This is a genomic window from Nitratireductor aquibiodomus (genome assembly GCF_900105565.1).
Taxonomy (GTDB): Bacteria; Pseudomonadota; Alphaproteobacteria; order Rhizobiales; family Rhizobiaceae; genus Nitratireductor; species Nitratireductor aquibiodomus.
In genome coordinates this window covers 139,265-158,906 of record NZ_FNSL01000001.1, presented here as the reverse complement: position 1 = coordinate 158,906, position 19,642 = coordinate 139,265, and the positions used below count along the sequence as shown (strand labels likewise).

The following is a 19,642-nucleotide window of genomic DNA, read 5'->3' as shown; positions in this document are numbered from 1 at the left end:
TGCGCCGGCGTTTTTCATTGGATCACGCAAATGGGCTCACCCTGTCGGAGACACGCGGATCACCGTGCCCCACGGGTCGGCGAATTCCTTCTCCGCTGTCGCATTCCTGCTCTTCAGTTCAAGCCAGGAGAGCCCCGTGCGGCTCGGGTTGCGCTTGCCGGCCCCCGCGCTTCGCCAGCTGTTTGCGCCGATATGGTGGTGATAACCGCCCGTCGCCAGAAACACCGCCTGCGATCCATAGCGTGTCATCGTGTCGAAGCCCTGCGCCTCATGCCACCATGTTTCCGCCGTCACCGGGTCGCCGACGCGCAGATGCACATGGCCGATTACCGTGTTCTCCGGCGCGCCCTGCCAGCCTGCATCGCCATCGGGCACCGTGGACAACAGGCTGCCGAAATCGAGACGCTCGGTCGCCATGGCGATTCCGTCTTCGTTCTTCGTCCAGCTTTCAGGAGCGCGGTCGGCATAGATCTCGATGCCACTACCTTCCGGGTCGGAAAGATAAAGCGCTTCGCTCACCAGATGGTCGGACGCGCCCTCAAGGCGCATGTTGCGGTCGCGGGCAAAGAGCGACCAGCGCGCCAGATCCGCCCGTTCAGGCAGCAGGAACGCCGTGTGAAAGAGCCCGGCCTCACGCGGATCGTCCGGCTCGGCGGACCTGTCTTCGGCAATCTCCAGAAGCGTGCGGCCACCGACGCCCAGCGCAATCGCGCCATTGTCGCCGTCCATCTCCTGAAGACCCAGTATATCTGAATAGAACGCCGCCAGTTTCTGCGCGTCACGCGCTTTCAGGCCGACACGGCCGATGCTGACCGGCGTGGTTGCGGCAAAGGGAAACCCACTCATCGCTTTATCTCCTGCGAAGCGGCAGCCGGCCTCTCTGGCGGGCCGCCTCATGTCCCCCTGAAACTGGCGCGCCATCCCCCTCCGCGCAAGCGCCCGCCCGGCGAACACGCTGTTCATCAAATGAAACACAATCTTCAAGAATCGTTCGAAAACGCATGCAATCCGCATTGCAAACCGCACCAGCGCTTGCATGCCTCCGACACGATGGCTACATGGCCGGCCATGAAAGTATCAGATGCCGACATCCTCATCATTCCCGGCTACACAAATTCCGGGCCGGACCACTGGCAGACACGCTGGCAGTCTCGCCTGTCCACCGCGCGGCGTGTCGAACAGGAAGCCTGGTCCAAGCCCGTGCGGGAAGACTGGGTCGCCAAGGTGGTGACGGCCGTCAACGAAGCGGAAAAGCCCGTCGTTCTGGTCGCCCATTCGCTCGGCGTCGCCACCGCCGTTCAAGCCATCCCCGAGTTCAGGAAGCCGGTTGCGGGCGCATTCTTCGTCGCCCCGCCCGACGTTGCCAACAGCAGGATCCGGCCAAAACACCTGATGACATTCGGCCCCTACCCGCGCGATCCGCTGCCGTTCCCGTCGATCACCATTGCGAGCCGCAACGACCATTTCTGCGCGTTTGACGTCGCGGAAGACATTGCCGCCGCCTGGGGCTCGCTGTTTCTGGACGCGGGCGAATCCGGCCACATCAACGCCGAATCCGGCTTCGGCCCCTGGCCCGAAGGTTCCATGACCTTCGCCAAGTTCATCCAGCAGCTCTGATTTCTCTTAGGGTCAGGACCTGACCCTAACTCTGGATGGAGTCCCGCGCAGCCTGCAGCATGGCCGGTGCGCCCTGTGCCATATAAGCTGCTTCCGACCCCATGGCGAACAGCCTGTACCCCATCGCATAGAAGCGACCGACCAGCCGTGGATCGACCACGTAGATCGCCGCATGTTTGCCGATCGCCCGCGCCTTTTCCGCAATCGTTGCAATCGCCGGCATCATGTCTTCGAGAGCCGGATCGACCGTCCTGCCGTTTGACCAGGCGATGGAGAAGTCCGACGGGCCGACCAGCACACCGTCGATGCCTTCCACTTCAAGAATGTCGTCAAGTGCCGTGAGCGCCTGCCGTGTCTCGATCATGGCGAAGGCGACCGTTCCGGCATTGGCTGTCTCGAGCCAGGCCTGCCCGTCAGTCGTTCCCGCGCGCGGCATGGCGAAGCTCGGTCCCCAGGATCGCAGCCCGACGGGCGGATATTTCATCGCGGCAGCGAATGCGCGGGCATCCTCCAGCGAGTTCACCATCGGGGCGATCACGGCTTCCGCGCCCATGTCGAGCGCACGGCTCGCCATGTCGAAACGCCCGACAGGGATACGCACCAGCGGATGCCTGCCGTTCAAACGGATGCCGCCAATGCCGCGCAGGACGCTGTCTTCGTGATGTCCGCCATGCTGCATGTCGAGCGTGACAGCGCCGAAATCCAGTCCGGCAACGAGCTCGACTGTCTGCGAATCGGGAATGGAAGACCAGGCGGAGAAGACGCTCTCCCCCGCTTTAAGGCGTGCGGCCAGCGACGGGACCGACAAGGACCTACTCGCCTTTCTTGATCTGCTCGAGCGCGGTGGCGAGCAATTCATCCATGGTGCGGCGAATCTGGTGATCCGACTGTTCCACACCGGCGGCCTCGAAGTCCTTGCGGACCTTACGGAACACATCCTCGTCGCCGGCTTCCTCGAAATCCGAGTTCATCACTTCACGGGCATAGGCGTCCGCGTCGTCACCGCTCTTGCCGAGCTTCTCAGCGGCCCACAGGCCCAGAAGCCTGTTGCGGCGTGCCATGGCCTTGAATTTCTGGGTCTCGTCGTGCACGAACTTGTTCTCAAACGCGTCTTCACGGTCTTTCATGTTGGCCATCTAGCAAATCCTCCGGCTCGGGCATCGTCTGGCGATGCGGAAACAACTGTTTGGCAAGCAAAAACCAGAAGCCCCGCTCCGGGTCAATACGCTCGTTGGGTGCATCCGCGCTTTGCCGGCAGGGCACAAACACGTTGGCGATGACAAATGGCAATTGTGGTATGAGTGGGTTTGCGCTAGAGACCGCGTGAAACGATGCATCCATGAAACTGCCGCATTGCGGAACTTCCGCGCGAAGTTTCCCTGTCTAGGCAACGGACCAGGAAAAGCCATGAACCGTCGTCGCCGCATTTATGAGGGCAAGGCCAAGATTCTTTATGAAGGCCCGGAGCCCGGCACCTTGATCCAGTTCTTCAAGGACGACGCCACAGCCTTCAACAAGAAGAAGCACGAGATTGTCGATGGCAAAGGCGTGCTCAACAACCGGATCTCGGAATACATTTTCGAGCATCTGAACCGAATCGGCATTCCGACCCACTTCATTCGCCGGCTCAACATGCGTGAGCAGCTGATCAAGGAAGTGGAGATCATTCCGCTCGAGATCGTTGTGCGCAATGTCGCGGCCGGCTCACTCGCCAAGCGGCTGGGCATCGAGGAAGGCACCGTGCTGCCCCGCTCGATCATCGAGTTCTACTACAAGGCCGATGCGCTGGACGACCCGATGGTCTCTGAAGAACACGTCACCGCGTTCGGCTGGGCCAGCCCGCAGGAAATCGACGACATGATGGCGCTGGCCATCCGCGTCAACGACTTCCTCACCGGCCTTTTCCTCGGTGTGGGCATCCAGCTCGTCGACTTCAAGATGGAGTGCGGCCGGCTGTGGGAAAACGAGATGATGCGCGTCATAGTGGCGGACGAAATCTCTCCAGATTCCTGCCGCCTGTGGGACACCACCACGCAGGACAAGATGGACAAAGACCGTTTCCGCCGCGATATGGGCGGTCTGGTCGAGGCCTATCAGGAAGTCGCGCGCCGTCTCGGCATCATGAACGAGAACGAACCGCCGCGCGGCAGCGGTCCCGTCCTCGTATCCTCCAAGGACAACAAGACGCGCCACTAGTGCGCGTCAGGGAAATCAGGGAGCACCAACGTGATCAAGGCCCGCGTCACCGTGACGTTGAAGAACGGCGTTCTGGACCCGCAGGGAAAAGCCATCGAAGGCGCGCTCGATGCGCTCGGCTTTTCCAGTGTCGGCTCCGTGCGTCAGGGCAAGGTTTTCGATCTGGAGATTGAAGGCGCTGACAGGGCCAAGGCCGAGAGCGACCTCAATGCCATGTGCGAAAAGCTTCTGGCGAACACCGTGATTGAGGACTACACTGTCTCCGTTACCTGAGGTTGTGGAGAAGGACTATCATGGGCGACATTACCAATGATCTGCTTTACGAGGTTCTCAAAAGCATACAGGGTCGCCTGGACAAACTTGAAACCGGTCAATCGGAGATCCGCCAGGAGTTGATCTCCATCCGGGGGCATATGATTGCGATCCAGCAGGATACCCACAACATCTACGGTATGCTTGGACGTCATGATGATCGCCTCGAACGCATAGAACGCCGCCTCGAACTCCGTGAAATGGCCGAAGGCCCGCAGAAACCATACGATCCCAGCCCGAGCGATCAGACCCCATGAAATCAGCCATTATCCAGCTTCCCGGCCTCAATCGCGACCGCGACATGATCGCCGCGCTCACCCGGATTTCCGGCAGGGCGCCGGTGACGGTCTGGCAGACGGAGACCGAACTGCCCGATGTCGACCTTGTGGTCATTCCCGGCGGCTTCTCCTATGGCGACTATCTGCGCTGCGGCGCCATTGCCGCGCGCATGCCGGTCATGCAGGCCGTGGCCGAGAAGGCCCGCCAGGGCGCGCTCATCATGGGTGTGTGCAACGGCTTTCAGGTTCTCGTCGAAATGGGGCTCCTGCCCGGTGCGCTGATGCGCAACGCCTCGCTGAAATTCGTGTGCCGCGAGGTGAAGCTTGAAGTCACCAACGCCAACACCGCCTTCACGCGCGGCTATCAGCCCGGTCAGGTCATCCGCTGCCCGGTCGCCCATCATGACGGAAACTATTTTGCGGACGCCGAGACGCTGAAGCGCATCGAGGGTGAAGGTCAGGTCGCCTTCCGGTATGCCGAAGGCACAAACCCCAATGGATCGGTTAACGACATTGCCGGCATCGTCAGCGACAGCGGCAATGTGCTTGGCATGATGCCGCATCCCGAAAACCTGATCGAAGCCGCCCATGGTGGCGATGACGGCCGCGCACTCTTTGCCGGCATTCTTGGAAAGGCCGCCTGATGGGGGGCGCCGGTCATACCGGTTCAAACCTGCAATACCTTCTTCGCTGCGGCGCCGGCGCAGCGCTGATATCGGGCCTGCTTCTTCTATCCGCCTGCCAGACGGAACCGATGGGTGGAACCCTCAACCTTCAGGTCGAGGCTCCGAGCCCCGTCGCAGCCCTTCAGAAAATCAACAGCAATGGCGCGAAATGCTGGATGCGCTCGGGCGACCGGCGGTTCCGCGATCTTCACATGATCCCCGAGCTCGATACGCGCGTGGGGCGACCTCGGCTTCTGATCATGCGCAGCAAGAAGCAGCAGGGTCTGCCGCTCCTCGTCATCGAAGCCTCCGGTTCACCAACGACAATATCGACCTATGGTCCGCTGGCTTCGACGCGCACCGGGGCGCAGATCAACGCCGATATCATGCGCTGGTCCGGCGGCGAGGCGAGCTGCTGAAGCAGAAGGCGGGCGAAAATGGCGTGAAATGCGATTTCAATCGCTTTAAGCCTAAACTTTAAATTTAGATTCTCGAACTATTGCAAGCGCTCGGAACTTTTCCCGGGGGAAACCGCATGGCAAAAATCCTGAATGTCGCCGGCCTTGTCGTCGGACTGTCCGCTCTTGTCGTGCAGTTTGCCCTGACGATACCTGCTTCCATGGAAGCAGGACGCAGCATCGCCGGTTCCGTCATCCACTATTTCTCGTATTTCACGATCCTGACGAACATTCTGGTGGTTTTCGTCCATCTGGCCGCGCTGTCGGGCGCGCCGCGTTTCTTCGGGCAGGCCTGGGTGCGCGCCGGCGTCGCCGTTTCGATCCTTCTGGTGACCATCGTCTACTGGCAGCTTCTGTCTGCGCTGTGGCAGCCGGAGGGCCTTCTTCTCATCTGCGACATCGCGCTTCATTACATCGCGCCGGCGATTTACCTCGTCTGGTGGCTGACGGGCGGCACGGATGGCAGCCTTTCCTGGCGTCACCTGCCCCTGTGGCTCGCCTACCCGCTGATCTATGTTGCTTACGTGCTGGTCCGCGCGCCGATCGCGGGCGAGGTTCCCTATTACTTTCTGGACACCGGACTGAACGGATGGCCGAGCGTTCTCGTATACCTCGCCGCCATTCTGCTGACCTTCGCATTTCTCGGCCGCCTCGCCATGCTGGCAGACCGCCTCATTGCCGGCGGAAAGCCCGCCCGGAAAAGTGACGCCATCGCGCCGACCAGAACAGCGTCCTGAAGCCCTGGGGCTGGCTTTGCGTCCGGAACTGCACTGAAACAGAGACGCTGAACCGTTCATCGTTTCACGGAAACGGTGAAGCTTCTAATCCCAGAACGGGCGGAGCCCTTCCCGCCGCGCCTCGTCGCGCGAGATGCCGACATCGCGCAATTGCTCGTCCGTGAGCTGCAGCAGCGCCAGCCTGCTGCGTCGCTTGCCGAGCCAGTTCTCCACCCGTTCCAGAACAGACCGCAGTGCGAAGCCGGAAGCCCTCCGCCCCAACGGTGGCGCAGACGGCTTGCGCCCATTATCGATTGTCTTGATTGCATCCATTGCATCACTCCTTTTTCCTGAATGGAGCGATTGAACCTATGCATTGACTCAAAAAACGGCGCAATATAGATAATTGTCACCATGACAAATTGGCTTCCGAATCTTCAGCGGGGCGCTGGCCCCCTCTATGTGCGCCTCGCCGACCAGATCGAGCGCGACATTGAGAACGGCACCCTCCCGCCCGGCACAAAACTCCCGCCGCAGCGCAACCTCGCCTATGATGTCGGCGTCACGATCGGCACCGTCAGCCGCGCCTACGCGCTTGTCCGCCAGCGCGGTCTTGTGTCAGGCGAGGTCGGCCGCGGCACCTATGTGCTCGAGCGCATCCGTTCTTCCCGGTCCACCGGGGCGAACGGCCAGCCGTTCGGCGGCACCCGCGCCTCGGTGCCGGAGCCCGGCAAGACCCGCATGGATTCCACCGCAGCGCCCAATGTCGGCCAGGCCGACGCCCTGACACGGATCACCGAGAGGATCGCCCGCGATCATCCGGCCGACATTGCAAGCTATACGCGCTCCCTGCCCGCGCGCTGGCTCGATGCCGGCAGCCAGTGGCTCGCGCGCGGCGACTGGACCCCGCATCCCGACAGCATCGTTCCCACGCTGGGCGGCCATGCCGGCATTCTGGCAACCATCGCCGCCATGACTGTACCGGGCGACCGCATCGCCTTCGAGGAATTCACCTATTCGCACATTGCCCGCAGCGCCACGGTCATCGGCCGCCGCCTGCTTTCGGTCGCCATCGACGAGGAGGGCATGGTGCCGGAGGATTTTGAACGGGTCTGCGCCCAGCAGCATCCCCGCATGGTGTTTCTGGTTCCTTCGCTCCACAATCCGACGCTCGCCACCATGCCGGAGACACGCCGGCGCGCCATTGTCGAGATCGCCAGAGTGCACAATGTCTGGCTGATCGAGGACAACATCTACGGCGCCCTCCTCGACAGAACCCCGCCCCTCTTCGCCACCCTGGCGCCCGAGCGCACCTTCCATGTGGGCAGCCTGTCCAAATCCGTAGCGGCCGGCGTGCGCGGCGGATGGGTCGCCACACCCCCGCCCTATGCCTCGCGTGTGCTCACCGCCCACAAGATGATCACGGGCGGCATACCCTTCCTGCTTGCCGAGCTCGCCGCTCAGCTTGTGCTGTCGGGGGAAGCCTTCGACATTCACGACCATGTGCGTGCGGAGATCGGCGCGCGTCAGGCGATCGCCGCATCCCTCTTCGCCGGCAGGGATTTCACGTCGCATCCGAACGCGCCGTTCCTGTGGCTGAAGCTGCCCGAACCCTGGCTGTCGAGCACGTATAAGCAGGCGGCCATGGAAGAAGGCGTGCTGATCGACGATGAGGACGAGTTCAAGGTGGGCCGTGCCGGCGCCACGCTCCACCGCGCCCGCATCGCCTTCACTGTGCCCGAGAGCCACGACTGCGTGACGCGCGGACTGACGACGCTCAGGAGCCTTCTCGACAATCCGATCAGCGGATTTGACAATTACGGTTGATGAAAACCGGCATTGGGAAGTGGATTATCGGGCCGCAATACTGTAACGCAGCCTCGAGACACCCGTTGCAACCCCTTCGCAGGGACCATGCCGACCACATGACCATTCCCAATCACATCCCGATCACCGAAGACCTCATCGCCGCTCACGGCCTGAAGCCCGACGAGTATCAGCGCATCCTCGACCTGATCGGCCGCGAGCCGAGCTTCACCGAGCTTGGCATTTTCTCGGCCATGTGGAACGAACACTGTTCCTACAAGAGCTCGAAGAAATGGCTTCGCACACTCCCCACATCGGGGCCGCAGGTCATTCAGGGCCCGGGCGAGAACGCCGGCGTGGTCGACATCGGTGACGGGCAATGCGTGGTCTTCAAGATGGAGAGCCACAACCACCCCTCCTTCATCGAGCCCTATCAGGGCGCGGCCACCGGCGTCGGCGGCATTCTGCGTGACGTGTTCACCATGGGCGCACGCCCTGTCGCCGCCATGAACGCGCTGCGCTTCGGCGCGCCCGATCACCCCAAGACGAAGCATCTGGTTGCCGGTGTCGTTTCCGGCATTGGCGGCTACGGCAATTCATTTGGCGTTCCCACCGTCGGTGGTGAGGTGAATTTCGACGCCCGCTACAATGGCAACATTCTGGTCAACGCCTTTGCCGCCGGCATCGCCGAAACCAATGCCATCTTCTATTCGAAGGCCGAGGGTGTCGGCCTGCCCGTCGTCTATCTGGGCGCCAAGACCGGCCGTGATGGCGTCGGCGGCGCGACCATGGCCTCTGCCGAGTTCGACGAGGGCATCGACGAAAAGCGTCCCACCGTGCAGGTCGGCGATCCGTTCACCGAAAAATGCCTGCTCGAAGCCTGTCTGGAACTGATGGCCACCGGTGCCGTCATCGCCATTCAGGACATGGGTGCTGCCGGCCTCACCTGCTCTGCGGTCGAAATGGGCGCCAAGGGCGATCTCGGCATCGAGCTCGATCTCGACTGCGTGCCCGTGCGCGAAGAGCGCATGAGCGCCTATGAGATGATGCTGTCGGAAAGCCAGGAGCGCATGCTCATGGTGCTGCGGCCCGAAAAGCGCGACGAGGCCGAGGCCATCTTCCGCAAATGGGGGCTCGATTTCGCCATCGTCGGCAAGACGACAGACGATCTGCGCTTCCGCATCCTGCATCAGGGCGAGGAAGTGGCAAATCTTCCCATCAAGGAGCTCGGTGACGAGGCCCCCGAATATGACCGCCCGTGGGTCGAGCCGAAGCGCCAAGCGCCGCTTGACGGCCCCGTGCCCGAAGCAGACATCGCAGAAAGCCTTCTGAAGCTTCTCAATTCGCCCGATCTCTCCTCCCGCCGCTGGGTTTGGGAGCAGTACGACACGCTCATTCAGGGCAATTCGCTTCACCTTCCAGGAGGTGACGCCGGCGTGGTGCGCGTCGACGGACAGGAGAAAAAGGCCCTCGCCTTTTCCTCTGACGTCACGCCGCGCTATTGCGAGGCCGATCCCTATGAGGGCGGCAAGCAGGCGGTTGCCGAATGCTGGCGCAACATCACCGCGACGGGTGCCGAGCCGCTCGCCTCCACCGACAATCTCAATTTCGGCAATCCCGAAAAGCCCGAAATCATGGGGCAGCTCGTCCACGCCATCAAGGGCATCGGCGAAGCATGCGCAGCACTCGGCTTTCCCATCGTGTCCGGCAATGTCTCGCTCTACAACGAGACGCTTGGCGAGGCGATCCCGCCGACACCGACCATTGCCGGCGTCGGCCTGATCCCGGACTGGCAGCAGGCATCCCGCGCCGCCTTTGCCGCTGCGGATGAAGTAATTGTCCTGATCGGCGCACCGGAAGGCTGGGGCACGCATCTCGGGCAGTCCGTCTATCTGCGCGACATTCATGGCCGCGCCGAGGGCCCGCCCCCGCCGGTCGATCTCGCCCACGAGAAGCGCGCCGGCGATCTGGTGCGCGGCCTGATCCGTTCAGGCGCGCTGACCGCCACTCACGACTGCTCGGACGGCGGTCTTGCCGTCTCACTTGCGGAAATGGCGATCGCCTCCGGCATCGGCGCCACCATAGATGCCCCCAAAGACGCCATCCCCGCCTTCTTCGGCGAGGATCAGGGGCGTTATGTCGTGACCACGGCAAATGCCGGTGCCGTTCTTTCAAAAGCCGAAGCAGCCGGCATATCCGCCGTCGTGATCGGCGCAACCGGCGGTGATGTGCTCGCACTGGGCGAATCGACGCCTGTCGCGGTCACGGCCCTGAAAGAGGCACACGAAGCGTGGTTCCCGAACTTCATGGACTGACCCGGCATCTTCCCCGGCTCCCACAGAATGGAGCCGGGGCGCTTTGCGCCACCAATTGACCTTGCCCCCCGGAACCGCCATATCTCAGGGGAACGGACTGATTTGGAGAATCGCCACCCCATGGCTATGAACGCTGCCGATATCGAACGCCTAATCAAGGAAGGTATCCCCGACGCCCAGGTTACGATCCGCGACCTGGCCGGTGACGGGGACCATTATGCGGCGGAGGTCGTGGCGGAAAGCTTCCGGGGCAAGTCCCGCGTGCAGCAGCACCAGATGGTCTACAATGCCCTGAAGGGCAATATGGGCGGAGCGCTCCATGCACTCGCCCTTCAGACCAGCGCTCCGGGTTGAGTGGACCCAAAAAGTTTTTATCCGGTGGCGTTGCACCTCAATGGATGGTGCAATACATAACGGTTAACGAGAGAAACGCCGGGCCTTTACCCCGGTCAGATGAGGATTTGCGATGACCGGCATCAACGAATTCATCGATAACGAAGTCAAAAGCAGCGACGTTGTTCTTTTCATGAAGGGCACGCCCGGTTTTCCGCAGTGTGGCTTCTCCGGGCAGGTGGTCCAGATTCTCGACTATCTCAATGTCGAATATAAAGGCGTTAACGTTCTGACCTCGGACGAACTGCGCCAGGGCATCAAGGATTACTCCAACTGGCCCACCATCCCGCAGCTCTACGTAAAGGGCGAGTTCGTGGGCGGATGCGACATCATTCGGGAAATGTTCCAGGCTGGCGAACTGCAGGCCTTCCTTAATGAAAAGGGCGTGGCTGCCAAAGGCGCCGCCTGATTTAGCATCGGAATAGCGCCCGCCCGCCGGGCGCCTCCTTTTTTTAAAGATGCGTTGGCACCCGCCAGCGCATTTTTTCGCGTCGGTGACATGTTTGAACATCTCTGCCGGCGTCCATTGCGGTTCAGGGCAGGATTTCCGCCGCCTGTAGCACTTCCAGGAGAAGTGAAATCGCTCTGTGAGGCTGCCGCCTTGCACCTGCCGTGCCGCCGTGGAACTGCGTCGGCACCGGCGTTTGTTGCGCATGCCTGATGATCGTTGGAGAGAGATATGGACAAGCCTGTTTCGGATGAAGCCTTACAACCGCAGAAAACGCTTGGTCGTGCGGAATTCATCGCGCTTGCGGCCGCGCTCATGTCGCTCAACGCGCTTGCCATCGACATCATGCTGCCGGCATTGCAGCAGATTGGCGCTGAACTCGGCGTGGATGACGAGAACGCGCGGCAATACATCGTCACCGCCTATCTGGCCGGCCTTGGCGGCGGGCAGCTCATCTTCGGCCCCATCTCCGACCGCTTCGGCCGCCGCGCACCGCTGTTCATCGGCCTCGCACTCTATGTTTCCGCAGCGCTGATCGCAGCCATATCTCCCAGTTTTACCGTCATTCTGGCACTGCGCTTTCTGCAGGGAATCGGCGCGGCGACGACGCGGGTCATTGCCGTTTCGGCGATCCGCGATGTCTTTGGCGGACGCCAGATGGCCGAGGTTCTCTCCATGGTCATGATGGTCTTCATGGTCATACCGGTCATCGCCCCCAGCATCGGCCAGCTCATCATGATCTTCGGCGACTGGTCGGAAATCTTCATTGCCATGGCGGTGCTCGCCATCGTCTTCGGCACCTGGGCTGCGATCCGCCTACCCGAAACCCTCGCACCTGAAAACCGGCGAGAGCTGACCTTTTCGTCCATCACCAAGGGCTTCGCCTTCGTTCTCACCAACCGCATCGCACTCTGCTACACGCTGGCAACCACCAGCATTTTCGGTTCGCTGTTCGGCTTCATCAGCTCTGCTCAGCAGATCTACACCGACACGTTCGATCTGGCGGACTGGTTTCCGATCCTCTTCGCAATCGGTGCCGGCCTGATGGCGATCTCCTCATTCACCAATTCGCGCCTGGTCGGCCGTATTGGCATGCGCCGCCTCTCCCACACGGCCCTTGTGGGCTTCACTGCAGTCAGCCTGCTCTGGCTGGTTCTGGCCCTTGTCGACTATATGCCGTTCGGGCTCTTCTTCGTGCTGTTCTCGGTCGCCATGTTCCAGTTCGGCTGGGTCGGCGCAAATTTCAACTCGATCGCCATGGAGCCGCTTGGTCATGTGGCGGGCACGGCAGCAGCCACGCAGGGCTTTCTCACCACCCTTGGCGGCGGGCTTATCGGCGCCATTGTCGGTCAGGCTTTCGACGGCTCGACCGTTCCGCTTGCAGCCGGCTACTTTCTGACCGGGCTCGTTGCCATCGCGCTCGTTCTGATCGGAGAACGCGGTCGCATGTTCCACGCGGTCAATCAGCCCGTGTGAGCCCCGCAAAATCGAAAAGCCTGCGGTCGAGAAGATGAGACGGGCGCGCATTTGTCAGCGCCCGAATCATCGTGTCCTTGCGGCCGGGCATACGAGTTTCGATGTCCGTCAGCATCGCCTTCATGGCATTGCGCTGCAAGCCATCCTGACTGCCGCAGAGATCGCAGGGGATAATCGGGAATTTCATCGCCTCGGCGAACTTCGCCAGGTCCGTCTCCGCGCAATAGCTGAGCGGGCGCAGCACCATCACGTCGCCCTCGTCGTTCAGAAGCTTGGGCGGCATCGCCGCAAGCCGCCCGCCGTGAAACAGATTCATGAAGAAGGTTTCGAGAATGTCCTCGCGGTGATGCCCCAGCACCAGCGAAGAGCACCCCTCCTCCCGCGCGATGCGGTAGAGGTGGCCGCGTCTCAGGCGAGAGCAGAGCGAGCAGTAGGTGCTCGATTCGGGCAGTTTCTCCGTCACCACCGAGTAGGTATCCTGATACTCGATGCGGTGCGCAATGCCGATGCCGTCGAGATAGTCAGGCAAAATATGCTTTGGAAAGTTCGGCTGCCCCTGATCCAGATTGCAGGCCAGAATTTCCACCGGCAGAAGCCCGCGCCACTGAAGCTCCATCAGCACCGCCAGGAGCCCGTAAGAATCCTTGCCACCGGAAAGCGCGACCAGCCAGCGCTCGCCGGGCTTCACCATGGCAAAGTCCTCGATTGCCTGCCGCGCCTGGCGCAAAAGGCGCTTGCGCAGTTTGTTGAACTCCACCGAGGAAGGCATTCCCTTCATGAAGGGGGGCGTGTCTTCTGTAGCGTCCGCTCCCGCTTCCGCGACATCGATCGGTTCTTTCGGTTGCGCCAAGGTGCTATGCATGGGCACGCCTCTGTCGGTACATGTGATTTCGCGCCTTCCTATCAGAAGCCTTGCAGCAAGGCGACTTAGCGAATAGGCATTTTCAACTTTCAGCGGGCATAACACGGTTCGAAGGAGATTGCGCGCGTGGCCAAACGGCTCGACATTCTGGTTCCCTTTCTCAACGAAAGGGAAAGCGTTGCCGGGTTCAGTGCCCTGGCGGGCGACCTTGCCGCGCAGGTCAGGGAGCGGTTCGATCTCGACACGCGGTTCATTTTCATCGATGACGGCAGCACGGATGAAGGCGGCGCGCTTTATGGCGAGCACATGGCGGGCAACTGGTCGCTGATCACGCTTGCGCGCAATTTCGGCAAGGAAACAGCCATCCTCGCCGGGCTCGATCATTCCGAAGGCGACTATGTGCTCCTAATGGATGCCGACCTTCAGCACACGGTGGAGGTCGCGCTCGACATGATCGGCCGCATCATCGCCGATCCCGATCTCGACATGGTCTATGCCGTGCGCTCAGACCGCGCCGAAAGCCGCACGCTCGGGCGCTATCTCGCCAACGGGTTTTACTGGCTGATCAATATGGGACAGCGTTACGAAATTCCTGCCAATGCCGGCGATTTCCGCGTCATGACCGGCCGCTTTGCCACGGCACTGCGCCAGTTGCGCGACCAGCGCCGCTTCAACAAGGGCCTTTATGCCTGGACCGGGTTCAAGCAGGAGCGCATCCTCTACAAGCCTGCAGAGCGGCAGGGTGGCGAAAGCAAATGGTCGCGGCGGCGGCTGATTGCCTTCTCGCTGGAAGGCTTCACCTCCTTCTCCGTCGTGCCGCTGCGCATGGTGTCGCTTTTCGGCACCGGGGTTGCGGTGCTTGGCTTTCTCTACGGAATCAAGATTCTCCTGGAAGTGCTCTTCACCGGCGTCGCCGTGCCCGGCTATCCGAGCCTGATCGTCGCGGTGCTCGTTCTGGGCGGTCTCAACCTGGCCCTCACGGGCCTTGTCGGCGAATATGTGTGGTCGGCGCTCAGCGAGGCGAAGAGCAGGCCCAATTACATCGTCAAATCCATCACGGGCTCCAATGTCGCGCCCCCTGCGGAGCCGGGCAAGACGCGCAAGGCAGCCCATGGCTGATCCCGGCGCGCGCTCGATCTGGCTGATTGCCGACGATTACGGCTTTTCACCCGGCGTCAGCGAAACCATCCGCACGCTGCTTGAAACGGGTCGCCTGAGCGGCACGGGCTGCATGACGCTGTTCGACGACTGGCGAGATCATGCGCGCGCCCTGGCGGGGACGGATGGCCGGTTCGTGATCGGCATGCACCTCACCCTCACGGACTTCCCCGCCCTTTCCACCGGCCGGACCATGCCGGACCTGAAGCGGCTGCTCGCCAACCACGACGCCGAGGCGATCGGTATGGAAGCCGATGCACAGCTTGCCCGCTTCCGCGAATCCTTCGGGCGCGATCCCGACTTCATCGACGGCCACCAGCACGTTCATTTCCTGCCTCCCGTGCGGCAGTGGCTTGCAGGGCGTTTTGCCGATCTTCCGACCGCAAAACGCCCATGGCTGCGCGGTGCGCCGACCCTGCGGGCAGCGCCTGCTCTCGTAAAGGCAAAGGTCATCGTCGCCCGCCTGCTGGCCCGCGGCTTCGATGCCGAGATGCGCCGGCATGGCTTTGTCGTCGAGGGACCGCTCTGCGGCTTTTATGACTGGCGCCGGCCCGGCGCCTTTGCCCGTGCGATCGATCTCTTCATTGACAGGGCGCCCGATGGCAGCGTCGTCATGTGTCATCCCGGAATGGTGGACGATGTTCTGCGCCGGCGTGACGTATTCACCGATGCCCGCAATGAGGAGCGCGACGCCCTTGCCTCGGAAGACTTTCCGCAGCGCCTTGAAAGCGCATCGCTTCGCCTGAAGCGAGCCGCGTCATGACCGAAGAGGGGAACCGCGGGCTTTCGACCAAACTCAGCCGCTTTGCAATTGTCGGCATCCTGAACACGGTGATCGACTTCGCCACCTTCAGCGCTCTTGTCGCGCTGTCATTTCCGGCACTGGTCGCCAACTTCCTCGGCTGGGCCGTCGCCGTGATCTTTTCCTTCGCGGTCAATTCACGCTGGACATTCGAGCGCGGCGAACGTTTCAGCCTGCACAGGGCGTTTGCGAAATTCGCTGTCAGCGGCAGCATCATCTCGCTCGGATCCTCGACCCTCGCGGTCTATCTCCTGCCGCCGCTGACGGGCCTTTTCGCCGCCAAGCTTATCGGCATTCTGATCGGCGCGATCCTCAATTTCTTCGCTGCCCGCTGGTCCATCGAAAACCGGGTGATTTGAAGCGGTTTTGGGCGAAACGAGAGGGTTTCGTCTCGAATTCCGTGAAAACAGAGCTTTTTCGGGAAAAGCGAATTACGTGCCGAAACCGGCCGGCGGCACGAAGAAAACACGCACGGTCCAGCGTCGTTCTCCACCAAACCCGGGGACGGTCAGATCCTGCGTATCGGCCCCGACGCCCGACAGTTCCAGAGCCTGGGCAAGGCAACCTTTCTGGCCATCGAAACAGGCGATCGCCATGCCCTTCACGGCCACATCCTGGGGCGTAATCCACGGCGTCAGCGCGTAGGAATTCGCCTGCATCGAATAGGGGCGCGACGCGGCATAGAAGGTCGTGCCGCTGGCCAGAATCTTGTCTCCGGCCACATAGGCGAGCGGTGTGTCGTAGCGGACATTCCACGCATTCTCGATCTCACCGGCAAGTGCACGAACCGGAACGTCGTTATAATGCGAGGTGTTCTGCGCCTCCTGCGCATAGATGAACGGCGACAGCGTCAGAAGACATGCGCCATAAAGCACCACGGCCGCGGGAATGGCGGGTTTCTGCACTTCCAGGCGCCCGGGTTTCACAAACAGCATGAGGAAAATCGGTGCCGAAAAATAAAGCGGCAGCGCCCAGACCGAACTGAACTGCACGGTGAACACAATGCCGAGAAGAAGCGTGAGCGCAAGCGCGCCGAACCCGGTCCACAAGAGCGCCCGCCCCGCCAGTGTCTCCCGCAGGGCGAGGAACGGTGCGGCGTCGAACCAGGGGCCGCGCCCATTGCGCAGGATCGCGATCAGAAGAACGAGGACAACCGGCAGAAGATAGGCCAGCAGAGCAGCCAGAAACCGCGGCGTGGATGCCACTCCGATAAACGCCGACCCGTCTCCCTGTTCGGAGACGTAGGTCAGCGGCAGAAAATCGTTTCTGAACAACCAGATCAGATGGGGCGTGACGAGCGCGATGAAGACAAGACTTGCCACCCAGACGCCTGGCTTCAGTAGCAGCGAGCGCGCTTCGCGGTCGAACAGGACATGAAGGCAGATAGCTCCCAGAAGCGCTGCTGAAAAATATTTGATCAGCATTGAAGCCGCGGCAAGGGCACCGAGAATCACCGCATCGGTGAGACGGCGCTTTTCCAGAAAGCGCAGATAGAACCACACCGTCGCCGCCCAGAACGGCAGCATGGCCGAATTTGCGTTGTACTTGATGGCGAGAAATGTGACCGGCGGCAGAAAGAAGAAAAGCGCCGTCGCCAGGAAGGCCCGCCACGGATCGAGAAACCGCACCGCGATCCGCCAGCTTGCAAACATGAGCGCCGCGCCATTGACCGCCGACAGGAGATAATAGGCCCAGTCGACGTTTGGGAACACAGCAAACCAGGCCGCCGTGATCCAGGCGAAGAGCGGCGGATGCTTGTAATAGCCCTGCTCCCAGGCGATGCCCCAGGAGTAGTTTTCCAGCATGTCGCCAAAACCGTCGAGATTGAGCTGGGTCAGGCTGGCATAGACCGTCCACAAGGCGACGAAAAAGGCCAGCAACAAGCCCATTCGCAAACTGGACGCCCTGGCCAGTCCTGTCATTACAGTACCCCGCGAAACCCGTGAAAGACAAAAAAGAAGGCGCCCGGCCAATGGCTGGACGCCCCGTTTCCGAATTACCTGCCGAAAGGTATCAGCGCGAGTAATACTCGACAACCAGGTTCGGCTCCATATGCACCGCATAAGGCACGTCGGAGATCGAAGGCATGCGCAGATAAGTGGCGACCATCTTGTTGTGGTCGACTTCCACATAATCCGGCACATCGCGCTCGGCGAGCTGCACAGCCTCCAGAACGATGGCGAGCTGCTTGGACTTTTCCTTGACCTCGATCACGTCACCGGCCTTGCAGCGGTAGGACGGGATGTTGACGCGGCGGCCGTTGACCAGAATGTGGCCGTGATTCACGAACTGACGCGCAGCGAAGATCGTGGGAACGAACTTGGCGCGGTAGACGATGGCGTCGAGGCGGGACTCCAGGAGACCGATCAGGTTCTCGTTGGTGTCACCCTTGCGGCGGTTGGCCTCGTCATAGGTCTTGCGGAACTGCTTTTCCGAAATGTCGCCGTAGTGGCCTTTCAGCTTCTGCTTGGCACGCAGCTGCAGACCGAAATCCGAGAGCTTGCCCTTGCGGCGCTGACCGTGCTGGCCGGGGCCATATTCACGACGGTTGACCGGGGACTTCGGACGGCCCCAGATGTTTTCGCCAAGACGGCGATCGAGTTTGTACTTTGCAGAATGGCGCTTGCTCATCGCATTCCCTTTCACATCAAAAACCCCGGAGCCAAAGACTCCGGACGAAGGAAACGCGCCCTCCTCTGGCTTCCGTTTTCGAAACCTGACAGGACATGCCGCGCACGCTGATGCGGCCTTGTCCACGGGACACGTTAAAAAGCGCGGCAGCCAGAAGCCATCGCGCTTGTGCGGGGTCAATATGGGAGAGCGGCGCACTTGTCAACCGAAACGCTCTATTCTGCTGTCTCCTCACAACTCGGGACGGAAAGCCGGTTTCCACGTGTCCTGAAGCTGCCCTAATCCAGATAGCGTTTGGGATGCAGGGGGCGGATATCCGTCAGCCCGACATCGTGATGCATGGCCTCGGGTATGTCCCTTGGGTCGATTCCGCGCACTCCGGAGTGCCTTCTGCGCGCGCCCAGCTTAGTGGCCCATTTCAGGAGAGAACGCCAGAGCGTCGCGGCCTCATTGGCATCATACAGGAAAACGTGTGTCATCGGACTTCCCCGACCTCTCATAGAAAAGCTGTGTTGATTTCCTGGCCGAATGTCGTTCTTCTGAAGCCGGAATTCCAATTGAAAGACGACCGGGTATCATAAGGAGATTTTATCCATGTCCGGTGCACTCCTTCCGCCACTGGCAGCGGTGCGCGCCTTCGAGGCCGCATCACGCCATGGCAGCTTTACAAAGGCCGGCGAGGAACTGGGCATGACCCAGGCTGCCGTCAGCTACCAGATCAAGATTCTGGAAGACCGGATCGGCACGCCCCTTTTCGTGCGCCGGCCGAGACAGGTGACCCTGACGGAGACAGGCCAACGGTTTGCGCCGGCTGTCAGCGACGCCTTTGAACGGCTTTCTGCCGCCTATGCCGACGCGCGCGGGATGATGGAAGGTACCTTCACCATCAGCACGGCACAGACCTTCGCCACCAACTGGCTTGTGGAGAACATTGACGCCTTTCAGGAGCTGCACCCGACGCTATCGGTGCGGCTGGAAACAACCCAGCGGCTTGCAGCCTTCAACACCGAGGATGTCGACGTTGCCATTCGTGGCGGGCACGGCCCCTGGCAGGGGCTGGAGCGCCACCTGCTTGTCGCAGCCGACTTTACCCCGATGCTGAGCCCGCGCCTTGCAGACACCATTGGCGGCATCTCAACGCCGGAGGACCTGCTCAAACTTCCCCTGCTCGACCTTGGCGACCCATGGTGGACCATCTGGTTCGGCGCGATCGACATCAAGATCGACAGTGACGACCGCCCCCCTATGGCCAAGCTCGGCGGACAGAGCATGCTGGCACGGGCAGCCATTGCGGGGCGCGGGGTGGCGATGCTCACTCCAGCGCTCTACCGGACGGAGCTGGAAGCCGGGCTGTTGCTAAAACCCTTCGAGCGCACGGAAGCGGACGGTCTCGGGTATTGGCTCGTCTACCCGGAGGGGCGGCGCAACGCACCGAAGATCCGCGCATTCCGCGACTGGATTCTCAGGTCCCTCCAGGAAGAAGAGGCGGGCCGGAAGAGCCGTTGACGA

At 61.5% G+C, this 19,642-nt stretch carries 25 protein-coding genes; 16 read left to right on the top strand and 9 right to left on the bottom strand.

Features of this window, described 5'->3' with window-relative positions; translation table 11 throughout:
* Positions 1 to 36: 36 nt before the first annotated feature.
* Positions 37 to 846 carry a VOC family protein gene (locus BLW55_RS00775; protein ID WP_090329841.1) on the bottom strand — a complete coding sequence of 270 codons (810 nt, stop codon included), beginning with the start codon at positions 844 to 846 and terminating at the stop codon, positions 37 to 39.
* A 222-nt stretch (positions 847 to 1,068) separates the two neighbouring features.
* Here BLW55_RS00775 and BLW55_RS00770 point away from each other — a divergent pair, with 222 nt between their 5' ends.
* Complete coding sequence (locus BLW55_RS00770; RefSeq protein ID WP_007009771.1) at positions 1,069 to 1,617, top strand: RBBP9/YdeN family alpha/beta hydrolase; 549 nt, start codon at positions 1,069 to 1,071, stop codon at positions 1,615 to 1,617.
* Positions 1,618 to 1,642: 25 nt separating this feature from the next.
* Here the strand turns inward: BLW55_RS00770 and BLW55_RS00765 are convergent, their stop codons facing one another.
* The 3 genes from BLW55_RS00765 to BLW55_RS20595 are packed head-to-tail and all read right to left on the bottom strand — an operon-like array spanning position 1,643 to position 2,958.
* On the bottom strand, positions 1,643 to 2,425 hold the full coding sequence (locus BLW55_RS00765) for an HpcH/HpaI aldolase family protein (protein WP_244508954.1): 783 nt from the start codon (positions 2,423 to 2,425) through the stop codon (positions 1,643 to 1,645).
* 4 nt (positions 2,426 to 2,429) lie between these two features.
* Positions 2,430 to 2,753: a DUF1476 domain-containing protein gene (locus tag BLW55_RS00760; RefSeq protein ID WP_090325973.1), complete on the bottom strand. Its 324-nt coding sequence runs from the start codon at positions 2,751 to 2,753 to the stop codon at positions 2,430 to 2,432.
* Positions 2,731 to 2,958, bottom strand: coding sequence for a hypothetical protein (locus BLW55_RS20595; RefSeq protein WP_143038408.1), 228 nt, complete (start codon positions 2,956 to 2,958; stop codon positions 2,731 to 2,733). The genes BLW55_RS00760 and BLW55_RS20595 overlap by 23 nt, the downstream gene beginning before the upstream one ends.
* Before the next feature lie 66 nt (positions 2,959 to 3,024).
* Between BLW55_RS20595 and purC the strand changes: the two genes are divergently transcribed.
* From purC to BLW55_RS00730, 6 genes are all read left to right on the top strand, one after another.
* Entirely contained in the window at positions 3,025 to 3,813 is a 789-nt protein-coding gene (gene purC, locus BLW55_RS00755) for a phosphoribosylaminoimidazolesuccinocarboxamide synthase (protein WP_007009773.1), read from the top strand.
* Positions 3,814 to 3,843: 30 nt separating this feature from the next.
* Complete coding sequence (gene purS / locus BLW55_RS00750; RefSeq protein WP_025031656.1) at positions 3,844 to 4,086, top strand: phosphoribosylformylglycinamidine synthase subunit PurS; 243 nt, start codon at positions 3,844 to 3,846, stop codon at positions 4,084 to 4,086.
* A gap of 20 nt (positions 4,087 to 4,106) precedes the next feature.
* Positions 4,107 to 4,382 (top strand): hypothetical protein, encoded by a 276-nt coding sequence (locus tag BLW55_RS00745; protein WP_090325971.1) that lies wholly within the window; start codon positions 4,107 to 4,109, stop codon positions 4,380 to 4,382.
* Complete coding sequence (gene purQ / locus BLW55_RS00740; RefSeq protein WP_025031654.1) at positions 4,379 to 5,047, top strand: phosphoribosylformylglycinamidine synthase subunit PurQ; 669 nt, start codon at positions 4,379 to 4,381, stop codon at positions 5,045 to 5,047. The genes BLW55_RS00745 and purQ overlap by 4 nt, the downstream gene beginning before the upstream one ends.
* Positions 5,047 to 5,487 carry a hypothetical protein gene (locus tag BLW55_RS00735; protein ID WP_007009778.1) on the top strand — a complete coding sequence of 147 codons (441 nt, stop codon included), beginning with the start codon at positions 5,047 to 5,049 and terminating at the stop codon, positions 5,485 to 5,487. The genes purQ and BLW55_RS00735 overlap by 1 nt, the downstream gene beginning before the upstream one ends.
* Positions 5,488 to 5,603: 116 nt before the next feature.
* A complete protein-coding gene (locus tag BLW55_RS00730; protein WP_007009779.1) occupies positions 5,604 to 6,263 on the top strand; it encodes a Pr6Pr family membrane protein in 660 nt (219 codons plus the stop codon).
* A gap of 84 nt (positions 6,264 to 6,347) precedes the next feature.
* On the opposite strand, the gene BLW55_RS00725 is transcribed toward BLW55_RS00730, so the two are convergent.
* Positions 6,348 to 6,575, bottom strand: a complete 228-nt coding sequence (locus BLW55_RS00725; RefSeq protein ID WP_090325968.1) for a DUF1127 domain-containing protein — start codon at positions 6,573 to 6,575, stop codon at positions 6,348 to 6,350.
* A gap of 81 nt (positions 6,576 to 6,656) precedes the next feature.
* Here BLW55_RS00725 and BLW55_RS00720 point away from each other — a divergent pair, with 81 nt between their 5' ends.
* The 5 genes from BLW55_RS00720 (at position 6,657) to BLW55_RS00700 (ending at position 12,680) form a co-directional block, all read left to right on the top strand.
* The gene (locus tag BLW55_RS00720) at positions 6,657 to 8,069 is read left to right on the top strand and encodes an aminotransferase-like domain-containing protein (RefSeq protein WP_090325964.1); all 1,413 of its coding nucleotides are present in this window, start codon (positions 6,657 to 6,659) and stop codon (positions 8,067 to 8,069) included.
* A 98-nt stretch (positions 8,070 to 8,167) separates the two neighbouring features.
* Complete coding sequence (gene purL, locus BLW55_RS00715) at positions 8,168 to 10,363, top strand: phosphoribosylformylglycinamidine synthase subunit PurL (protein ID WP_090325961.1); 2,196 nt, start codon at positions 8,168 to 8,170, stop codon at positions 10,361 to 10,363.
* Positions 10,364 to 10,483: 120 nt separating this feature from the next.
* Positions 10,484 to 10,717, top strand: a complete 234-nt coding sequence (locus BLW55_RS00710) for a BolA family protein (protein WP_007009783.1) — start codon at positions 10,484 to 10,486, stop codon at positions 10,715 to 10,717.
* A 112-nt stretch (positions 10,718 to 10,829) separates the two neighbouring features.
* Positions 10,830 to 11,165: a Grx4 family monothiol glutaredoxin gene (gene grxD / locus BLW55_RS00705; RefSeq protein ID WP_007009784.1), complete on the top strand. Its 336-nt coding sequence runs from the start codon at positions 10,830 to 10,832 to the stop codon at positions 11,163 to 11,165.
* Between the two features lie 270 nt (positions 11,166 to 11,435).
* Positions 11,436 to 12,680 (top strand): multidrug effflux MFS transporter, encoded by a 1,245-nt coding sequence (locus tag BLW55_RS00700; RefSeq protein WP_090325958.1) that lies wholly within the window; start codon positions 11,436 to 11,438, stop codon positions 12,678 to 12,680.
* Here BLW55_RS00700 and ttcA read toward each other — a convergent pair.
* Complete coding sequence (ttcA, locus tag BLW55_RS00695) at positions 12,664 to 13,458, bottom strand: tRNA 2-thiocytidine(32) synthetase TtcA (RefSeq protein WP_090329840.1); 795 nt, start codon at positions 13,456 to 13,458, stop codon at positions 12,664 to 12,666. The genes BLW55_RS00700 and ttcA overlap by 17 nt on opposite strands.
* A 210-nt stretch (positions 13,459 to 13,668) precedes the next feature.
* On the opposite strand from ttcA, the gene BLW55_RS00690 reads away from it, so the two are divergent.
* Genes BLW55_RS00690 through BLW55_RS00680 form a run of 3 tightly spaced genes read left to right on the top strand, consistent with a single transcriptional unit; the run spans position 13,669 to position 15,861 of the window.
* Complete coding sequence (locus BLW55_RS00690; protein WP_090325956.1) at positions 13,669 to 14,661, top strand: glycosyltransferase family 2 protein; 993 nt, start codon at positions 13,669 to 13,671, stop codon at positions 14,659 to 14,661.
* The gene (locus tag BLW55_RS00685) at positions 14,654 to 15,463 is read left to right on the top strand and encodes a ChbG/HpnK family deacetylase (protein ID WP_090325953.1); all 810 of its coding nucleotides are present in this window, start codon (positions 14,654 to 14,656) and stop codon (positions 15,461 to 15,463) included. The genes BLW55_RS00690 and BLW55_RS00685 overlap by 8 nt, the downstream gene beginning before the upstream one ends.
* Positions 15,460 to 15,861 carry a GtrA family protein gene (locus BLW55_RS00680; RefSeq protein ID WP_090325950.1) on the top strand — a complete coding sequence of 134 codons (402 nt, stop codon included), beginning with the start codon at positions 15,460 to 15,462 and terminating at the stop codon, positions 15,859 to 15,861. Before BLW55_RS00685 ends, BLW55_RS00680 begins: the two co-directional genes overlap by 4 nt.
* A gap of 72 nt (positions 15,862 to 15,933) precedes the next feature.
* Here BLW55_RS00680 and BLW55_RS00675 read toward each other — a convergent pair whose 3' ends face one another.
* The 3 genes from BLW55_RS00675 to BLW55_RS00665 form a co-directional block, all read right to left on the bottom strand.
* On the bottom strand, positions 15,934 to 17,391 hold the full coding sequence (locus BLW55_RS00675) for a glycosyltransferase family 39 protein (RefSeq protein ID WP_244508953.1): 1,458 nt from the start codon (positions 17,389 to 17,391) through the stop codon (positions 15,934 to 15,936).
* A gap of 124 nt (positions 17,392 to 17,515) precedes the next feature.
* The gene (gene rpsD, locus BLW55_RS00670; protein WP_007009791.1) at positions 17,516 to 18,133 is read right to left on the bottom strand and encodes a 30S ribosomal protein S4; all 618 of its coding nucleotides are present in this window, start codon (positions 18,131 to 18,133) and stop codon (positions 17,516 to 17,518) included.
* 278 nt (positions 18,134 to 18,411) lie between these two features.
* A complete protein-coding gene (locus tag BLW55_RS00665; protein ID WP_007009792.1) occupies positions 18,412 to 18,612 on the bottom strand; it encodes a hypothetical protein in 201 nt (66 codons plus the stop codon).
* A 115-nt stretch (positions 18,613 to 18,727) separates the two neighbouring features.
* Between BLW55_RS00665 and BLW55_RS00660 the strand changes: the two genes are divergently transcribed.
* Entirely contained in the window at positions 18,728 to 19,639 is a 912-nt protein-coding gene (locus BLW55_RS00660) for a LysR substrate-binding domain-containing protein (protein ID WP_090325947.1), read from the top strand.
* Positions 19,640 to 19,642: the final 3 nt, after the last annotated feature.

Excerpts from the sequence above, each read along its gene's own strand:
- BLW55_RS00775 (WP_090329841.1), bottom strand. The coding sequence starts at position 846 with ATGAGTGGGTTTCCCTTTGCCGCAACCACGCCGGTCAGCATCGGCCGT.
- BLW55_RS00770 (WP_007009771.1), top strand. The coding sequence starts at position 1,069 with ATGAAAGTATCAGATGCCGACATCCTCATCATTCCCGGCTACACAAAT.
- BLW55_RS00760 (WP_090325973.1), bottom strand. The coding sequence starts at position 2,753 with ATGGCCAACATGAAAGACCGTGAAGACGCGTTTGAGAACAAGTTCGTG.
- BLW55_RS20595 (WP_143038408.1), bottom strand. The coding sequence starts at position 2,958 with ATGGATGCATCGTTTCACGCGGTCTCTAGCGCAAACCCACTCATACCA.
- purC (WP_007009773.1), top strand. The coding sequence starts at position 3,025 with ATGAACCGTCGTCGCCGCATTTATGAGGGCAAGGCCAAGATTCTTTAT.
- BLW55_RS00745 (WP_090325971.1), top strand. The coding sequence starts at position 4,107 with ATGGGCGACATTACCAATGATCTGCTTTACGAGGTTCTCAAAAGCATA.
- purQ (WP_025031654.1), top strand. The coding sequence starts at position 4,379 with ATGAAATCAGCCATTATCCAGCTTCCCGGCCTCAATCGCGACCGCGAC.
- BLW55_RS00735 (WP_007009778.1), top strand. The coding sequence starts at position 5,047 with ATGGGGGGCGCCGGTCATACCGGTTCAAACCTGCAATACCTTCTTCGC.
- BLW55_RS00730 (WP_007009779.1), top strand. The coding sequence starts at position 5,604 with ATGGCAAAAATCCTGAATGTCGCCGGCCTTGTCGTCGGACTGTCCGCT.
- BLW55_RS00725 (WP_090325968.1), bottom strand. The coding sequence starts at position 6,575 with ATGGATGCAATCAAGACAATCGATAATGGGCGCAAGCCGTCTGCGCCA.
- BLW55_RS00720 (WP_090325964.1), top strand. The coding sequence starts at position 6,657 with ATGACAAATTGGCTTCCGAATCTTCAGCGGGGCGCTGGCCCCCTCTAT.
- purL (WP_090325961.1), top strand. The coding sequence starts at position 8,168 with ATGACCATTCCCAATCACATCCCGATCACCGAAGACCTCATCGCCGCT.
- BLW55_RS00710 (WP_007009783.1), top strand. The coding sequence starts at position 10,484 with ATGGCTATGAACGCTGCCGATATCGAACGCCTAATCAAGGAAGGTATC.
- grxD (WP_007009784.1), top strand. The coding sequence starts at position 10,830 with ATGACCGGCATCAACGAATTCATCGATAACGAAGTCAAAAGCAGCGAC.
- BLW55_RS00700 (WP_090325958.1), top strand. The coding sequence starts at position 11,436 with ATGGACAAGCCTGTTTCGGATGAAGCCTTACAACCGCAGAAAACGCTT.
- ttcA (WP_090329840.1), bottom strand. The coding sequence starts at position 13,458 with ATGAAGGGAATGCCTTCCTCGGTGGAGTTCAACAAACTGCGCAAGCGC.
- BLW55_RS00685 (WP_090325953.1), top strand. The coding sequence starts at position 14,654 with ATGGCTGATCCCGGCGCGCGCTCGATCTGGCTGATTGCCGACGATTAC.
- BLW55_RS00680 (WP_090325950.1), top strand. The coding sequence starts at position 15,460 with ATGACCGAAGAGGGGAACCGCGGGCTTTCGACCAAACTCAGCCGCTTT.
- BLW55_RS00675 (WP_244508953.1), bottom strand. The coding sequence starts at position 17,391 with ATGGGCTTGTTGCTGGCCTTTTTCGTCGCCTTGTGGACGGTCTATGCC.
- rpsD (WP_007009791.1), bottom strand. The coding sequence starts at position 18,133 with ATGAGCAAGCGCCATTCTGCAAAGTACAAACTCGATCGCCGTCTTGGC.
- BLW55_RS00665 (WP_007009792.1), bottom strand. The coding sequence starts at position 18,612 with ATGACACACGTTTTCCTGTATGATGCCAATGAGGCCGCGACGCTCTGG.
- BLW55_RS00660 (WP_090325947.1), top strand. The coding sequence starts at position 18,728 with ATGTCCGGTGCACTCCTTCCGCCACTGGCAGCGGTGCGCGCCTTCGAG.